General features: G+C 51.9%; 19 protein-coding genes. 10 read left to right on the top strand and 9 right to left on the bottom strand.

Translation table 11 applies throughout. The features are described from left to right. Positions 1-330: 330 nt before the first annotated feature. A complete protein-coding gene (locus tag C7T94_RS10930) occupies positions 331-1,335 on the top strand; it encodes a GlxA family transcriptional regulator (protein ID WP_107216069.1) in 1,005 nt (334 codons plus the stop codon). Positions 1,336-1,546: 211 nt separating this feature from the next. Here C7T94_RS10930 and C7T94_RS19510 read toward each other — a convergent pair whose 3' ends face one another. After that, entirely contained in the window at positions 1,547-1,888 is a 342-nt protein-coding gene (locus C7T94_RS19510) for a hypothetical protein (protein WP_204353303.1), read from the bottom strand. Here C7T94_RS19510 and C7T94_RS10920 point away from each other — a divergent pair. Together C7T94_RS10920 and C7T94_RS10915 are read left to right on the top strand one after the other, a co-directional pair. Beyond that, the gene (locus tag C7T94_RS10920) at positions 1,781-5,644 is read left to right on the top strand and encodes a glycoside hydrolase family 2 TIM barrel-domain containing protein (protein WP_204353264.1); all 3,864 of its coding nucleotides are present in this window, start codon (positions 1,781-1,783) and stop codon (positions 5,642-5,644) included. The genes C7T94_RS19510 and C7T94_RS10920 overlap by 108 nt on opposite strands. A 145-nt stretch (positions 5,645-5,789) precedes the next feature. Next, the gene (locus C7T94_RS10915; protein ID WP_107216068.1) at positions 5,790-5,993 is read left to right on the top strand and encodes a hypothetical protein; all 204 of its coding nucleotides are present in this window, start codon (positions 5,790-5,792) and stop codon (positions 5,991-5,993) included. 78 nt (positions 5,994-6,071) lie between these two features. On the opposite strand, the gene C7T94_RS10910 is transcribed toward C7T94_RS10915, so the two are convergent. Then, on the bottom strand, positions 6,072-6,482 hold the full coding sequence (locus C7T94_RS10910) for a VOC family protein (protein ID WP_107215370.1): 411 nt from the start codon (positions 6,480-6,482) through the stop codon (positions 6,072-6,074). A 175-nt stretch (positions 6,483-6,657) separates the two neighbouring features. Between C7T94_RS10910 and C7T94_RS10905 the strand changes: the two genes are divergently transcribed. Beyond that, a complete protein-coding gene (locus tag C7T94_RS10905) occupies positions 6,658-6,954 on the top strand; it encodes a hypothetical protein (RefSeq protein ID WP_107215369.1) in 297 nt (98 codons plus the stop codon). Between the two features lie 133 nt (positions 6,955-7,087). Here the strand turns inward: C7T94_RS10905 and C7T94_RS10900 are convergent, their stop codons facing one another. Further along, entirely contained in the window at positions 7,088-8,110 is a 1,023-nt protein-coding gene (locus C7T94_RS10900; RefSeq protein ID WP_107216067.1) for an LLM class flavin-dependent oxidoreductase, read from the bottom strand. A 215-nt stretch (positions 8,111-8,325) separates the two neighbouring features. Between C7T94_RS10900 and C7T94_RS10895 the strand changes: the two genes are divergently transcribed. Continuing rightward, positions 8,326-9,039: a DUF3667 domain-containing protein gene (locus C7T94_RS10895; protein WP_107215368.1), complete on the top strand. Its 714-nt coding sequence runs from the start codon at positions 8,326-8,328 to the stop codon at positions 9,037-9,039. Position 9,040: 1 nt separating this feature from the next. After that, positions 9,041-9,226: a hypothetical protein gene (locus C7T94_RS10890; protein ID WP_107215367.1), complete on the top strand. Its 186-nt coding sequence runs from the start codon at positions 9,041-9,043 to the stop codon at positions 9,224-9,226. Positions 9,227-9,341: 115 nt separating this feature from the next. Here the strand turns inward: C7T94_RS10890 and C7T94_RS10885 are convergent, their stop codons facing one another. From C7T94_RS10885 to C7T94_RS10875, 3 genes are all read right to left on the bottom strand, one after another. Further along, entirely contained in the window at positions 9,342-9,824 is a 483-nt protein-coding gene (locus C7T94_RS10885) for a VOC family protein (protein WP_204353263.1), read from the bottom strand. 72 nt (positions 9,825-9,896) lie between these two features. Then, on the bottom strand, positions 9,897-10,718 hold the full coding sequence (locus C7T94_RS10880) for a DUF6597 domain-containing transcriptional factor (RefSeq protein ID WP_107215366.1): 822 nt from the start codon (positions 10,716-10,718) through the stop codon (positions 9,897-9,899). A 28-nt stretch (positions 10,719-10,746) separates the two neighbouring features. After that, complete coding sequence (locus C7T94_RS10875) at positions 10,747-11,007, bottom strand: hypothetical protein (protein ID WP_107215365.1); 261 nt, start codon at positions 11,005-11,007, stop codon at positions 10,747-10,749. Positions 11,008-11,220: 213 nt separating this feature from the next. Here C7T94_RS10875 and C7T94_RS10870 point away from each other — a divergent pair, with 213 nt between their 5' ends. Then, positions 11,221-11,808 carry a dihydrofolate reductase family protein gene (locus C7T94_RS10870; protein ID WP_107215364.1) on the top strand — a complete coding sequence of 196 codons (588 nt, stop codon included), beginning with the start codon at positions 11,221-11,223 and terminating at the stop codon, positions 11,806-11,808. Between the two features lie 33 nt (positions 11,809-11,841). Beyond that, entirely contained in the window at positions 11,842-12,279 is a 438-nt protein-coding gene (locus C7T94_RS10865; RefSeq protein ID WP_107215363.1) for a DUF1801 domain-containing protein, read from the top strand. Here C7T94_RS10865 and C7T94_RS19625 read toward each other — a convergent pair. The 3 genes from C7T94_RS19625 to C7T94_RS19615 are packed head-to-tail and all read right to left on the bottom strand — an operon-like array spanning position 12,276 to position 13,168. Continuing rightward, entirely contained in the window at positions 12,276-12,524 is a 249-nt protein-coding gene (locus C7T94_RS19625) for an acyltransferase family protein (RefSeq protein ID WP_239494992.1), read from the bottom strand. The two genes, C7T94_RS10865 and C7T94_RS19625, sit on opposite strands and share 4 nt — an antisense overlap. A gap of 54 nt (positions 12,525-12,578) precedes the next feature. Next, positions 12,579-12,980, bottom strand: a complete 402-nt coding sequence (locus C7T94_RS19620) for a hypothetical protein (protein ID WP_239494991.1) — start codon at positions 12,978-12,980, stop codon at positions 12,579-12,581. Then, entirely contained in the window at positions 12,944-13,168 is a 225-nt protein-coding gene (locus C7T94_RS19615) for an acyltransferase family protein (RefSeq protein WP_239494990.1), read from the bottom strand. The genes C7T94_RS19620 and C7T94_RS19615 overlap by 37 nt, the downstream gene beginning before the upstream one ends. 277 nt (positions 13,169-13,445) lie before the next feature. Between C7T94_RS19615 and C7T94_RS10850 the strand changes: the two genes are divergently transcribed. Both C7T94_RS10850 and C7T94_RS10845 read left to right on the top strand, forming a co-directional pair. Beyond that, positions 13,446-13,952: an SRPBCC family protein gene (locus C7T94_RS10850; RefSeq protein ID WP_107215361.1), complete on the top strand. Its 507-nt coding sequence runs from the start codon at positions 13,446-13,448 to the stop codon at positions 13,950-13,952. Between the two features lie 167 nt (positions 13,953-14,119). Further along, positions 14,120-14,638 carry a hypothetical protein gene (locus C7T94_RS10845; RefSeq protein ID WP_107215360.1) on the top strand — a complete coding sequence of 173 codons (519 nt, stop codon included), beginning with the start codon at positions 14,120-14,122 and terminating at the stop codon, positions 14,636-14,638.

Below are 14,638 nucleotides of genomic sequence, written 5' to 3'. Positions count from 1 at the left end.
CTCGAGGCTAGACAGGCAGCTTAACCCCTGTAAAAAGGCAGTCTCCGGATTGACGCGTCTTCGGCGGTCCGGTTTGCCGTCATCTTTTTCGGGCTTATGCCCGGGTTTAATGGCATGGATCGTTTCCATGTTAAATTTGATTCTTGGGCAAAACGCCTCAAATCATGCTAAAAAGAATACGGCTTTCCATAACAGACGCTCATTGTGTCCCGGTTGCCCGCCGGCAAACAGGCACAAAACAAATTCGAAAAACAAGCAACATCGAGGGTTGATATGGACAGCCATGTTTCTTACTTTTGGCTGTCATCCAACATCCTAATTCACTGCAGCTTGAAACACCTGACCATTTTAGTGCCCGACGCACAAACCTCGCTAAACACTTTTGCCTGCATCATCGGGGCCTACGATATTTTTACCCGCGCCAACCAGCATTGGGTCGGCCAGGGTAAGGATCCGGTTTTTACGGTCTGCCTGGCCGGTGTATCTGAAAATGCTGTCATCCAGCAGGATATCATGAGCATCAGGCCTGAGTTCAGGCTTTCACAGGTTGCCGGAACGAACCTCATCCTGATCCCGGCCATCAGCCTGGATTTTGAGCGGCCGGAAGGCGGAAACATTGAGCTGACCGGCTGGATCAGGGAACAGTACAACAAGGGTGCTGAAGTAGCAAGCATGTGCTCGGGCGGGCTAATGCTGGCATCGACCGGCCTGCTCGATGGAAAAAGCTGTTCCATTCACTGGAATGCTGTCGACAAACTGAAAAACCTCTTCCCCAGGGTGCTGGTAAAAACAGAGCGCCTGATTACCGATGCCGAAGGCATTTATACGAACGGCGGCGGGTATTCCTTTCTGAACCTGGTGCTGTACCTGGTCGAAAAATACTATAACCGGGAAACCGCCATCTATTGTTCCAAGATCTACCAGATCGAAATTGACAGGCAAAACCAATCGGCCTTTACCATTTTTACCGGGCAAAAAGCGCACGGAGACGAGGTGATCCGGAAGGCACAGGCCTTTATTGAAGACCATTTCAGGGAAAAGATTTCTGTGCAGGATCTTTCAACTCGGTTTGCCGTGGGGAGGCGCAATTTTGACCGGCGTTTTATCAAGGCGACCGGCAACACCCCGGTCGAATATGTACAGCGGGTAAAGGTCGAATCGGCCAAAAAGAGCCTGGAAAGCACCCGTAAAACGATCAGCGAAGTCATGTATGAGGTCGGTTATGCCGATGTAAAGGCTTTCAGGGAAGTGTTCAGGCGTATAACAGGCATGTCGCCGCTTGAATATAAGAACAAGTACAACAAGGAAGGCGCCGATCTCGCTGCAATGAGTTAAAAAGCAACCAGGGCTTTCAGCCCTGTGCTTTGCAGCATCCGGTTCCGGGCTGTTGTGTCCGGTTTAGCTGTTGCGGGAAGAAAAAAAGTGAATGAGAAAACCCATGGTCCGAGTGTAATATTTTTGTGGTATTCATGCCTGCGCAATCGTTTGACTGTGCTAGATTTGCCTGCGGGATCGTTTTCCCTGCTTGCCAGTCTCAAAGGGTCTGTTACTTTTGCCCGCCAGACCAAGCCACTTTCATCATGAAGTTTTCTCTAATGCGTTTTCTGCTGTTGGCCATGGCCACAGGATCTCTGCCGTATGCCACTGTTGCCCAATCTGCACCCGACGACCCTTTTACGAGGTCGCTGAGTGGTTTTGCCTTCGGGAAAAAGCAGGGCCCTACAGGCAGGGAATGGGAATCTCCCGGCGAGTTGTCCTGGAACAAAGAGCTTCCCAGGGCATGTTTTTTTTCGTTTGCAAACGCTGCCGAGGCCCGGAAAGTGCTGCCCGAAAACAGCACATACTGGAAAACCTGGATGGTACCTGGAAATTTAACTGGGTAAAACATCCTGATGAGCGTCCGAAAAACTTTTTCGAAAATTCTTTCGATGTATCAAACTGGGATGACGTCCCGGTGCCCATGAGCTGGAACATTCATGGCATTCAGAAAGACGGTTCCCTGAAGTACGGGATTCCGATTTACGTAAACCAGCAGGTTATTTTCCAGCACAGCGTCAAACCTGGCGACTGGAAGGGGGGTGTGATGCGTACGCCGCGCCCGGACTGGACCGCGTACACCTACCGGAATGAGGTCGGCTCGTACAAACGCAGCTTCGAGGTTCCGGGCAATTGGAGCGGTCGCGAAATATTTATCAATTTTGACGGTGTCGATTCCTTCTTTTACCTCTGGATAAATGGTCAGTATGTTGGGTTTTCCAAAAATTCCCGCAACCTGGCCTCTTTTAACATCACACCTTACCTGAATAAAAAGGGGAGCAACACGGTTTCGGTGGCTGTATACCGCAATTCTGACGCTTCGTTTATCGAGGCGCAGGACATGTTTCGCCTGCCGGGTATTTTCCGCACCGTTTCGCTGACTGCAAAACCCAGGGTGCATATCCGCGACCTGGCTGTTATTCCCGACCTGACCAATGCCTACCGCGATGGCGTGCTGCGCGTTGCCGCAGACCTCCGGAACCTGGGTTCTAAAGCAGCCAGAGGCTACACCGTGGCATACACGCTTTTCGCAAATAAGCTATATAGCGATGTTACCGAAAAAGTGGGCGCCGCAGTTCTCAGCCCTTCTGCAAGACACAATGTGGCAGCGCAGTCGAGTCAGCTGGTTAAAGACCAGGTTACATTGCAGGGGCCGCGGCTTTGGTCGGCTGAGCAGCCTTACCGCTATACCCTGGTTGCTGAGCTGAAAGACGCGCGCAACAGAACCGTAGAAACGGTCTCCACCATCGTGGGTTTTCGTAAGATTGAGATCAAGGACACGAAAGCTGCCGATGATGAGTTCGGGCTGGCCGGGCGTTATTTTTACATCAACGGGAAAACGGTCAAGCTGAAAGGCGTGAACCGGCATGAGACCAATCCTGAAAAAGGCAAGGTTGTTACACGCCGGCAAATGGAAGAAGAGATCAGGCTGATGAAACGAGCCAACATCAACCATGTGCGTACGGCACACTATCCTGACGATCCGTACTGGTATTTCCTTTGCGATAAATATGGCATTTACCTGGAAGACGAAGCGAACATCGAAAGCCACGAGTATTATTACGGCGATGCTTCCCTTTCTCATCCCCCTGAGTGGCGGGACGCCCATGTGGCCCGCAACGTGGAACTGGTGCAGGCAGATATCAACCACCCTTCGGTCGTGATCTGGTCGCTGGGTAATGAGGCGGGGCCGGGAAATAATTTTGTCGAAGCCTATAAAGCCATCAAAAAGATCGATGTTTCGCGGCCTGTGCAATACGAACGCAACAACAACATCGTCGATATGGGTTCCAACCAGTATCCTTCCATCAGCTGGGTAAGGGCAGCAGTTTCGGGTAAATTCAACCTGAAATATCCCTTTCACATATCAGAATATGCCCATTCCATGGGCAATGCCGCGGGCAACCTGATCGACTACTGGGAAGCCATCGAATCAACCAATTTTTTTATGGGCGGGGCCATCTGGGACTGGATCGACCAGTCCATGTATACCTACGACAAGCAGACCGGCGAGCGGTTCCTTGCTTATGGTGGAAATTTTGGCGACAAACCAAACGACGGCACTTTTGTAAACAACGGGCTCATCTTTGCCGATATGACCGAAAAGCCGCAATACTATGAAGTAAAAAAAGTATATCAGTATGTCGGTGTAAAAGCGGCAGATATCCGGCAGGGCAAAATTGAGGTATTTAACAAAAACTACTTCAGTTCGCTGGCCGATTACGAAATGCAATGGGCGGTCTATGAAGATGGGAAGGAAATCGAAAGGTCGGCCAGCTTTTCGGGTCCTGCAGAACCTTTGGGACCAAGACAACGGGCCACTTATTCCCTTAGGGGCTTTGATTTTGCGCGTTTGAAACCGCAATCAGAATATTTTTTAAAAATACAGTTTGTGTTAAAGGAAGACCGGTTCTGGGCCGCCAGGGGGCACGTACAGATGGAAGAGCAGTTGCTGCTTAAAAAAGCTGAACAGAAACCCCGGCTTGCCGCAGTTGCGACGGGTAAAGAGATTAGCCTCTCAGACCAGGGACATTTGAAGCTGCTTAGCGGCGATGGCTTCCAGGCACAGTTCGATACAAAAACCGGCAGCTTGCACAGCCTGAATTACAGGGGAGAAACGATCATACGGGATGGGGAAGGACCCAAACTGGACGCCTACCGGGCACCGGTCGATAACGACAATTGGGCTTACCAGCAATGGATCGCCAAAGGCCTGCACAACCTCAGGCATAAGGCCCTGGCCGGTTCGGTGTTCAAACGGGCTGATGGCGCGGTGGTGCTTTCCTTCCTGGTCGAGTCGCAGGCACCCAATCCGGCAACCATTCGCGGTGGCACTTCAGGCACATACACCATCGAGGAGCATACCGACCGGCCTTTTGGCTCCTCAGATTTCAAATTCACCACGAACCAGGTATGGACCGTGTACAAGGACGGTTCGGTCGAACTCGAGTCGGCTGTGACCTCGAACGATGAAGGTTTTGTCCTGGCCCGGCTGGGTTATTCCCTGCAACTTCCCGGGCAGCTGAGCCGGTATACCTATTACGGCCGCGGACCAGTAAACAACTACGCCGACCGCAAGACAGCACAGAACATTGAGCAGCACGAAAGCACCGTTCAAAAGCAGTTCGTAAACTGGGCCAACCCGCAAAGCATGAGCAACAACGAAGAAGTGCGCTGGGCAGCCCTGACCGATAATACGGGCAACGGCGCCATATTTGTGGCCAAAGGCCCGGTTTCGGCATCGGCGCTGGCCTGGAGCGAACTTGAACTTACGCTGGCTACACACCCCCACAAGCTGCCAAAAAGTTCAGGTACGCACCTGCACCTGGACGCCGCCGTAACGGGTCTGGGCGGCAACAGCTGCGGGCAAGGCCCGCCATTGGAAGAAGACCGGGTCAAAGCTGCACCGCGATCGTTTGGTTTGATGATCCGGCCGGTAGCCAACAACAACTTCAGGCAGCAGGCAAACGTTTCAGCCTCCGGCGAGATGCCCCTCACCGTTGTCAGGAACAAGCTTGGCGAGGTAAGCATCACCAGCGATCGCCGGGATGCCGTGCTTGTTTACCAGGCAGGAAAAAGCAAGCCGCAAATTTACAGTCAACCTTTTCCGTTTCGCAATGGCGGAGACATAAGGGCCTGGTACAAAGACAATACCCGGCTGACATCCTCGGTCAGTTTTCCGAAGATCGAAACTGTGCCGCTGAGCGTCATTTTCGCTTCCAGCGAAGAGACAGGAGAGGAGGCTAAATTGCTGGTCGATGGCAATGCGAACTCGATTTGGCACACCATGTATTCGGTTACCGTGGCGCAATACCCGCATTGGGTGGACCTGGACATGGGCGGGAACAAAGTCATTAGGGGCTTTACCTACCTGCCCAGGCAGGACGGACCAAATGGCCGCATTAAGGAATACAAGATCCAGGTCAGTGCAGACGGGAAACGCTGGTCTGAGGCCATTGCCAGCGGCAGTTTTGTCAACGAAGCGAAATTGCAAACCATCAGATTCAGCCAGCCGGTAAAGGCGCGCTACCTGCGTTTTACGGCCCTGGGCTCGCAAAACGGTGCCGATTTTGCATCGGGTGCAGAATTTGGGGTAATTGCAGATTAGCCGGGCATTGACAACAAAAAAATGCGCCGGCTGTCCGGCCTTTTTTTGTCAGCAGCAAAAAAAGCCTGGTAAATGGGCTACGGGTTTCCGGAAAACCGCCGGTATTACAACAGCTAATTTGTGTGCTCATTTAAAACCACATTTTATGGAGTACTACGTAAACGCCCAGCGCCAGCCCAACGGCGATCATGAGGTGCATGAGGAGCGCTGCACGTACATGCCCGGGGCAGCGAACCGGCGGTATCTTGGCAGTTTTTCAAACTGTTATGCCGCCGTAGCAGCGGCCAAACAGATTTACCCGGCAGCAAACGGCTGCTTGCATTGCTGCCCGGCCTGCCATACAGGTTAAAGGTACCACAGCGGGGCGGACCTGCTGTGGTTGTTCAAAGCCGGCTGGTTTACCCGGCCGGCTTTAAAATTGTACGCATCAGGACTCCTGCGGCGGCCCATTCGGATCCATCCACACGTATTCCCAGTGGTGCCCGTCAGGGTCGTCAAAACTGTGCTGGTACATAAAGCCATAATCGCTCGCCGGGTTGGGTATCGTTGCGCCGGCCGCTTCTGCCTTTGCCACCATTTCATTCACGGCCTCCCTGCTGTCTGCAGACAGGCAGATGGAACATTCTACGGCTTTATGCGCGTCGACAATCTGTTTTTCAGTAAAGGTCTGGAAAAATGCCCTTTTAAGCAGCATAACGAAAATTGTGTCGCTGATGACCATGCAGGTCGCTTTTTCGTCGGTGAATTGCGGATTAAAGCTGTAGCCTAGTTTCGTGAAAAAGGCGACAGCGCGTTCCAGGTCTTCAACCGGAAGGTTTAAATAAATTTGAGTTGCCATGTGGATTAGCTAATGATGTAGTGCAAAAATGCAGCATCGCCTCTCATGTTTGGGCATGCGGATACGACAAGCTGCGGGGTCAATTGAGACTTTTGCAGAAAATGAATGCATCATAGGCGGCCGAAGCCGACATGGCCCGCAACCGTGCCCTCAGTTTAACTGATGTACGTTTACATTGCGAAGCATTATTGAAGCAGGACCCCGGAGGCCGTCAAATGCTGATTTTTCTGCGCTGATCTTTACCACACAGGAAGTTAAGGGATTGGCAATTCCAGATATTGGTTATCATGGCAGTAAAAAAACATCCTGCATCAACAAGAATAAGCGGGACAGGAAGTATGAGAAAGTCGCCAACGTTGGCGGTAAATACAATGGTGTGAACTGGAAACGCACAGGCAACGACGCGATAAAAGAGATCTGGAGCGGCGAAGCATCGTTTTATATGCCTGTTGGTGGTCACGATCAAAACTAGTCGCTGCCACCAGAAACGGGGTTAAATACCTCGGGAGCGGATAAAGACACGCCAGCCAATTGGTTCAGTCTGAATGAATGTTTTAAAAGCCGGGCCCGGACAATCCGGGCCCTTTTTAATTTCAACTCAGCCTTTACCGCCAACCCAGTCCGGGGGCAACGTGCGTCAGTATGGACGACAACACGTGCACATTGTAGTCCACGCCGAGGGTATTGGGTATGGTCAGCAGGAGGGTATCTGCTTCTTTTATTGCCTCATCTTCTGCGAGTTCCCTGATCAGCTGGTCGGGTTCGGCAGCGTAACTTCTCCCAAATATGGCGCGTTTGTCGGCCTCGATCATACCGATCTTATCTGTCCGGTCCGCTTCCTGGCCAAAATAGTAGCGGTCCTGGTCGTTCACCAGCGCAAAGATCGATCGGCTTACCGATACACGGGGCTCCCGGGTATGTCCGGCTTTTTTCCAGGCCTCTTTGTACAGGCGGATCTGCTCGGCCTGCTGGATATGAAATGGCTTCCCGCTTTCATCATATTTGAGGGTAGAGCTCTGCAGGTACATGCCGTTCTCAGCAGCCCAGACTGCCGTAGCGTTCGAGGCGGCGCCCCACCAGATGCGTTCACGCAGGCCTTCCGAATGTGGCTCCAGTCGGAGCAGACCGGGCGGGTTCGGGAACATCGGGTACGGGTTGGGCTGCGCAAATCCGGCTCCATCCAGTTTCCCAAGAAACTCGAGTGCTTTCTTCCGGCCCATGTCGGCATCGCTTTCTCCCGGTTCCGGTGCATAACCAAAGTAGCGCCATCCTTCAATGACCTGCTCGGGCGAACCCCTGCTGATACCCAGCTGCAGCCTGCCGCCCGAGATCAGATCGGCCGCTCCGGCATCTTCAACCATATACAGCGGGTTTTCATAACGCATGTCGATCACCCCGGTGCCGATCTCGATCCTGCTCGTTTTCGCGCCAACGGCAGCCAGCAAAGGAAACGGTGAAGCCAGCTGTGCCGCGAAATGGTGCACCCTGAAATAGGCACCGTCCAGGCCAATTTCCTCAGCCGCTACCGCCAGGTCGATTGATTGCAATAGCGTGTCGGCTGCCGTGCGCGCCCGGTATGAGGGATGATTGGCCCAGTGGCCAAACGATAAGAATCCAATTTTCTTCATAGCTGCTAAAAACAAAATAAGTCGGGCCGCATTGCCAATTGCAAATGTGGCTCCGGCAAACATACCGATCGCTGGTGAAATACCATGATAGCTTCGAACAGAAGCATGTCAAAATTTCCATTTTGTGCAATCGCAATGCAGGCTGAAAATGCAGCGCATATTACTTGTAAATATTAAACAGAACTGTTAGTTTCGGCGCAGTTAACAGCTCTGAAATGAATTGCACCAACTGCGACACAGAAATACACACCGCATACTGCCCGAACTGCGGACAACCTGCTCATGTTAAGCGAATTAACAGCCATTATCTTGTTCATGAAATTGAGCATGTACTACACTTTGAAAAAGGAATTCTCTTCACGATCAGAGAATTACTCACAAGACCGGGAGAAAATGTAAGACGTTTCATCTCTGAAAACCGAAGCCGCCTGGTTAAACCGATCATTTTTATCATCGTCACCTCGCTTGTTTACAGCCTGGTCAGCCATTTTTTTCATATCGAAAGCAGTACCATGCAAGTCGGCGAAGCAAAACCATCAGCTGCCGATCACATCATGAAGTGGGTACAGGACCATTATGGTTATTCGAACATTATCATGGGCGTGTTTATAGCCCAGTGGATCCGGTTATTTTTCCGCAAGTATGATTACAATGTTTTCGAGATCCTGATTCTGCTTTGTTTCGTCATGGGCATGGGCATGTTGTTTTCCGCACTGTTCGCCATCATCCAGGGCCTCACACACATCGGTCTGACACAGGTCGGGAGTTTTGTGGGTGTTGTCTACTGTACCTGGGCCATCGGGCAATTCTTTGACAAAAAGAAGGCAGCCAGTTACCTGAAAGCATTTGCCGCCTACGTGCTGGGCATGATCACCTTCATGCTTATTGTGATCTTATTGGGTGCATCAATAGATCTAATTTTAGCCTGACATGCAAAAGAAACGGTCGGTCAATTTCATCCTCCTTATCATCGTCATTATCCTTGGCACCACCCTGTACAAGCAGTTCGATTTTGGCACTTTCATATTTCAGCAACCGGCTATGGCGGTCGTGTACGGCATTACATTTCTTGCCTGCCTGTTCTTATTGATCAAAGCGTACAGGGGCAAACAATAGATTTGCTGCCCTGTACTCAATTACCAGGCGTTCGTGCAGGTTCGGGCATACTGAATGGATAGCAGGCAGCCCTGAATAAATGTTGGCGAGCAATGCGCTGCCCGCGCCGCCTGCGTCAGTTCGCTGAATGAAGGCCAAGCCTGTTTCCTTCCGGGTCAGTAAACAGTGCGAAGAACCCCATTTCAGGGCTTATCTCCGTTTTTGGAAGCATGACTTTTCCACCTGCGGCTTCTACTTTTCTCAGCACCGGCTGGAGATCAGCTCCGGCCTGCAAATAAATGATCGCGCCGGTTGCCGAGGGGTTGTAGTCAGGACCTTTAACAAGGATCAGGTTTACGGCTCCTTCGGCAGCCGGGACCACGCCCATCTGGGTGCCGGACATGTCTGTTGTTTCAATGGTTACGTCCAATACCGACCCGTAAAACTTAAGGGCCCTTGAAAAATCGGTTACCGGGATTTCGACAATGGAAATGAGGTTGTTCATGTTTTTTGTGTTAAACGACTGTTTATGAATGTTTTTTGAGTGGTGCACACGGTCCTGACAGGCGCCGAGCCCGATCATTAGCAAAAGAACAATACCAGCTGCGCGTGTTTCCATCTTTTTACAGAATTGGTTTCTGCTGTAAAAGTAGCGGGCGCTTTGAGGAGCAAATAGTAAAATTGCGACAGCTTAATCTTTGCTGTAAAAGACGGAAGCAAGCATCAGTTCACCAGCTGCCAGGAAATATTTAGGTGTTGTTCCCGTAAACTCTTTAAAGTCTTTTATGAAGTGGTTCTGGTCGTAATAGGCGCTTTCGTATGCAACGCGGGTAAGCGTATCATTTTCCCGGTTCAGCAACAGTTTCAGGGCTGCCTGCAACCTGAGTACCTTTCCCAGCTGCTTCGGACTGAGGCCGATCTGCTTCCTGAACTTTCGCTCCAGTTGCCTGCGTACCGACAGGTCTTCGCCGAGAACCGCTTGAATTGGCAAGCTGCCCTTGCTGGCCAGCAGCGTGTGTACCGTCGATTTCACCAGTCGGTCAACGGTTGTGCTGTCCTGCAGCCTGCGCAGTAAAAATGCTTCAATAATCTCAATTCGCTGCGGCGTTCCCGGTGCATGTATCACCTCATTGGTCAACTCATCGGCTGTTTCCCGCCCGAATAACCTCGCCAGGGCCGTTTCCCTGTTGGCCAGGTCCTGAATCGGTGTAGCTGAAAAATTGGCGAAACCGTGCGGATAGAACCTGACGGCAAATGTTTTGACCTGCCCGGCAGGCTGAATGTAGAAAGGCTCCAGGATCTGCCCCAGCACCATAGCCCTCGGCTGTAGAATGAAGCCGGTTTCAGAAACGTATCTTTTGATATCGTCGCCCATGATAAAGGCCAGCTCAATACAGCCGTCGGGAACGATCCGCTGCTTTTCTGAACTATATCCGGCAGGCACTTCCAGCGTCCAGTAATATTTAACCAGTGCGGCCAGTTCCTGTCCAGGTTTAAAGGTCTGGTAGTCCATTCGGGTTGCCAGCGGGCAAGTTGGCCGGTTAAGATGACAGGTTTCTGGACTTGATTTCCTTGTTGAGCGTATTCAGACTGATAAGCAGGGGCAAAAGCGTGATGGGCAGGCTAAAAACCGGGATCAATGCGACAGCCATATTTTTAACGCCCCGGGTGGCGGCAAGGTACCCCAGAATGCCGAGCGCAACGAGGTAAAATACGCCCAGTCCGATGATGGCGCCTTTAAGCAGGTTTCTTTGTTTGATTAATTTTTCATCCGTTAAGCCGGCAGCAGCGTTTGTCTTCATAATTTATTCAGTCTCCCCAAATTTAGCATTTTCTTTACTTGCGCGCCCGGATCGCAGCGAGAAAGTATAGATTTTTGTGAAACGTAATCAGCAACAGACAAATCACGAAGACCAGGCACTTCTAAAAAAGTCGCAATTAGCCCCTTGTGTTGTCGTTTTAACACGCAACAATCTTCCGGACACCGAGTACATTTGCATGCATATCAGTTCATTATGCGAAAATTAATCATGAAAATGTCGGTTTCGGTCGACGGTTTTGTATGCGATGCGGAAGGTGGTAAAGATTGGCTGTTCAGCACTGCAGATAGCGCGTCGATGGCGCGCAGCCTTGCCGGCATCCGGCAGGCCGGGCTGATCCTGCTTGGCCGGAAAACATTCGTGTCCATTGCGCGGTACTGGCCTGCGGCAACGGGACCCTTTGCCGCGCCGATGAACGAAATCCCGAAAGCCGTGTTTACCAAAAATGGGTTCAGCGGCCTTGACTTTCGGAAGAGCGAAGAAGAACGGTCGCCCGCAGAAGTTTCCTGGGCCACTGCCCGGATTTTTGATGGCGACCTGGCCCGGGCGGTTAGCCGGCTTAAAGCAGAGCCGGGCAAGCCCATTGTAGCACTTGGCGGAGGCGGCTTGATGCAGAGCCTGGTCGCGACCGGCCTGATCGATGAATACCAGCTGTTCGTTCACCCGGTTGTGTTGGGCAATGGCCTGCCGGTATTTAACAGGCTCCAAAAGCCGCTTTACCTGAAACCGGCAGAGGTGGAAGTGTTTCCCGGCGGGACAATAGCCATGAATTACCGGATGTAGCATCTGGCCGTACTGAACATAAATAAAAAAAAGATGAAGGCTTCAAGGCCAACTCCGCTTAAAGCAGAAAACCTGCTCCAGCTGTATGCCTGGCTTCCCGAGTCGGAACGGCTTATGGTCGATGTCTTGCGGCAGATCGTAATCGCGGCCCTTCCCGATTACTGCAGGGAAAAAATAGCTTACAATGTGCCGTTTTTTTATGGCAACAAAGGTATCTGTATCATCTGGCCGGCAAGCATCCCACGGGGCGGCATCAAAGAAGGCGTGCTGCTGGGCTTTTGGTGGGGCTGTAAGTTAAACGATGCTGCAGCGTACCTGGCCAGGGGTACAAACAAGCAGGTTTATTACAGGACTTACCGCAGCTGGCAGGAGATTGACGAAGCATCCATCAGGACCCTGCTTGCAGAAGCTGTCAAAATAGACAGGAGCTTTAGCAAAAAGACCAGAACCACGCCGTTTGGCAAACGTTAAGCCCATTTTTTTCGCAGCCATTTGCGCACCGGTTCGTCATACCATTTTAAAGCGGTATACCCCAGCGCAATGCTGCCAGCCAGGATGAGCAGGGCAAAAGGCCAGGCGCCGGCAACGCTGATGCCATTGTTGTTGCTGATCCAGGCTACGTATAAGTACACCAGTGGATAATGCACCAGGTAGAGCGGGTAGGAGATGTCGCCCAGGAACCTGCAAATGCGGCCTTCAGCCGGGCTGTTGATCATGCCACTTGCGCCAAGGTAAACGATGAGGGGGAAAACACAGATGATGACGACCGATTAGTAGATCCCGTTCATCCAGAGCTGCTCGGCGCCGCTGATACGCGGCATGTATAAGGCCGTGGCCAGCAGCACGCTGCACCATAAAAAGGCGTTCTTTACGCGGATCGGTTTGAAGACACGCGGCAGGAGCAGACCGGCAAAAAATGGAAACATCGTGCGCGTCAGGCCAACGCGCAGCTGCTCGGCGGTGAGGGCCCATCCGCCGCTCACATCGCCGTTCGGACTGCTGATGGCCAGGTGTGCCAGTGCCGCGGCCGCCAGGAGAACCAGGATACCAAGGGGGGTCCGGGAAAACTTCCCGACACCCAAAGCATAAAACATATTGGCGATGTATTCAAAGAAGAGCGACCAACCCACGCTGTTCAGGAGGTGTATTTCCTGCCAGCCGCGTATATCCATAGAAAGCGGGATGGGTAGCTGCCAAAGGTCATTTTACCCCAGCGGTCGTCGTAAGCATAACCGATCACGAAGCCCGACAGGAGGAAGAAGAAATCGACCGCAAGGTAACCATGGTTTACCAGGATATCCAGGTGGCCGGTGCCCAGCGGCTCGGCCAGGTGAAAGGTCACGACAATGATGGCAGCCACTCCACGAAGTCCGTCTAGAATAGGATAGTGGGTTTGGCAGTTAATTGGCGCGCGCTCATGGCAACAGGTGTTTGGTGCGGCGTAAAGTTAAACGATTGAGCGGGTATCAAAAAATGTTTGACAATGCTGAATGACAAGCGGGCGGCAGAAAATCACCGCCAAAATGAAATCAATAAAGATGAGGGGGATGAGGGCAGCCGGCCCGACCTCTTCCGGAGGTCCCGGAAGACCCGGTTGCGTCCAGTAAAGACCTATTAAAACTTTAAAAAACAGAAACATGAACATCAATCTTTTGTACGATTTTTCCGTAGACCGGGAAAATCAGATCATTCACATTACACGCGAATTTAATGCCGGGCCGGAACTGGTTTGGCAAGCCTGGACAACAGCCAGACTCCTCGACCAGTGGTGTGCGCCAAATCCCTACCGCACAGAAACCAAGGTGCTGGACCTGCGGCAAGGTGGGATCTGGCAATACGCTATTGTAAGCCCTGAAGGACAAAAACACTGGAGCCGGCATGACTACCAACATATCGAGACCCGAAAAAGCATGACAGAGCTGCGGGCATTTTGTGATGAGGGCGGGCAGGTGGTTCCCGGTTTTCTGCCAACTGAAGCGACGACCACCTTTGAAGAGGCGGAGGCCGGAACACGGGTCACCATTCATGAGCGTTATGGCAGTCAGGAGATATTCGAAAAAATGGCCACAGAAACCCACAAAAAAGGCTTTTCGTCGCATTTGAAAAATCTTGACAGGTTGTTATTGACCTTGCAGGCCGGATAGTAAGGGTAGCCAGGAAGCAGCCGGCGCTTCCTGGCCCGGTATGACCGGGCAGCATGGTTTGCGGGCGTAAATTGTGTTGGAACCAGGAATGTGATGAGTGCGACGCGGATCTGGTTCGAGCCTATTGGCATGGTTGTAGACAGGATTGACCAGACAAATGACCGCAGATGAGAAAGCTATCGTTTCCAAAAATTAAGCAAAATATCCGGCGCCTTTCAGAAGGCGGGTTCAAGCAGATCTTTAGCCGGATCGACCAGATGGGCATTAAAAAAGGGGTGGACGAAATGGGTATTGAAAGATTCGTCAACCAGTGCGCGTTGATGGCGGCAGGTTCCGGCCTGGTTACGGGGGTAGGGGGCCTGGGATCCATGCTGATCGGCATTCCGCTCGACATCATCAACCTGATTACCCAGCAATTCCGGGTTACCCTGGCTATTTCCTACCACCAGACCGGCAGGTACGAGATCCGCTTCGAGGACTTCTTCAAAATCATAGCCCGGTCGCTGAAAGCAGATACCAAACTGGCCCTCAGCAAAAATATCATGGAAGAGGTAGCCGAAAGGCTCCTGCTGTCTGTCGGTTCAAAAACCTACCAGCGCCTGGTGCCCATTGTTGGCGGCATTGTGGGCGGCGCGGTGAATTATTATTTCATTAAAGGGGTTGCGAAGACCTTGCAGCAGCCGTAG

Origin of the sequence: Pedobacter yulinensis (assembly GCF_003029735.1) — a bacterium.
Classification (GTDB): domain Bacteria; phylum Bacteroidota; class Bacteroidia; order Sphingobacteriales; family Sphingobacteriaceae; genus Pedobacter; species Pedobacter yulinensis.
The sequence above is the reverse complement of the archived record's forward strand: the minus strand, read 5'-3'. Positions and strand labels throughout refer to the sequence as shown.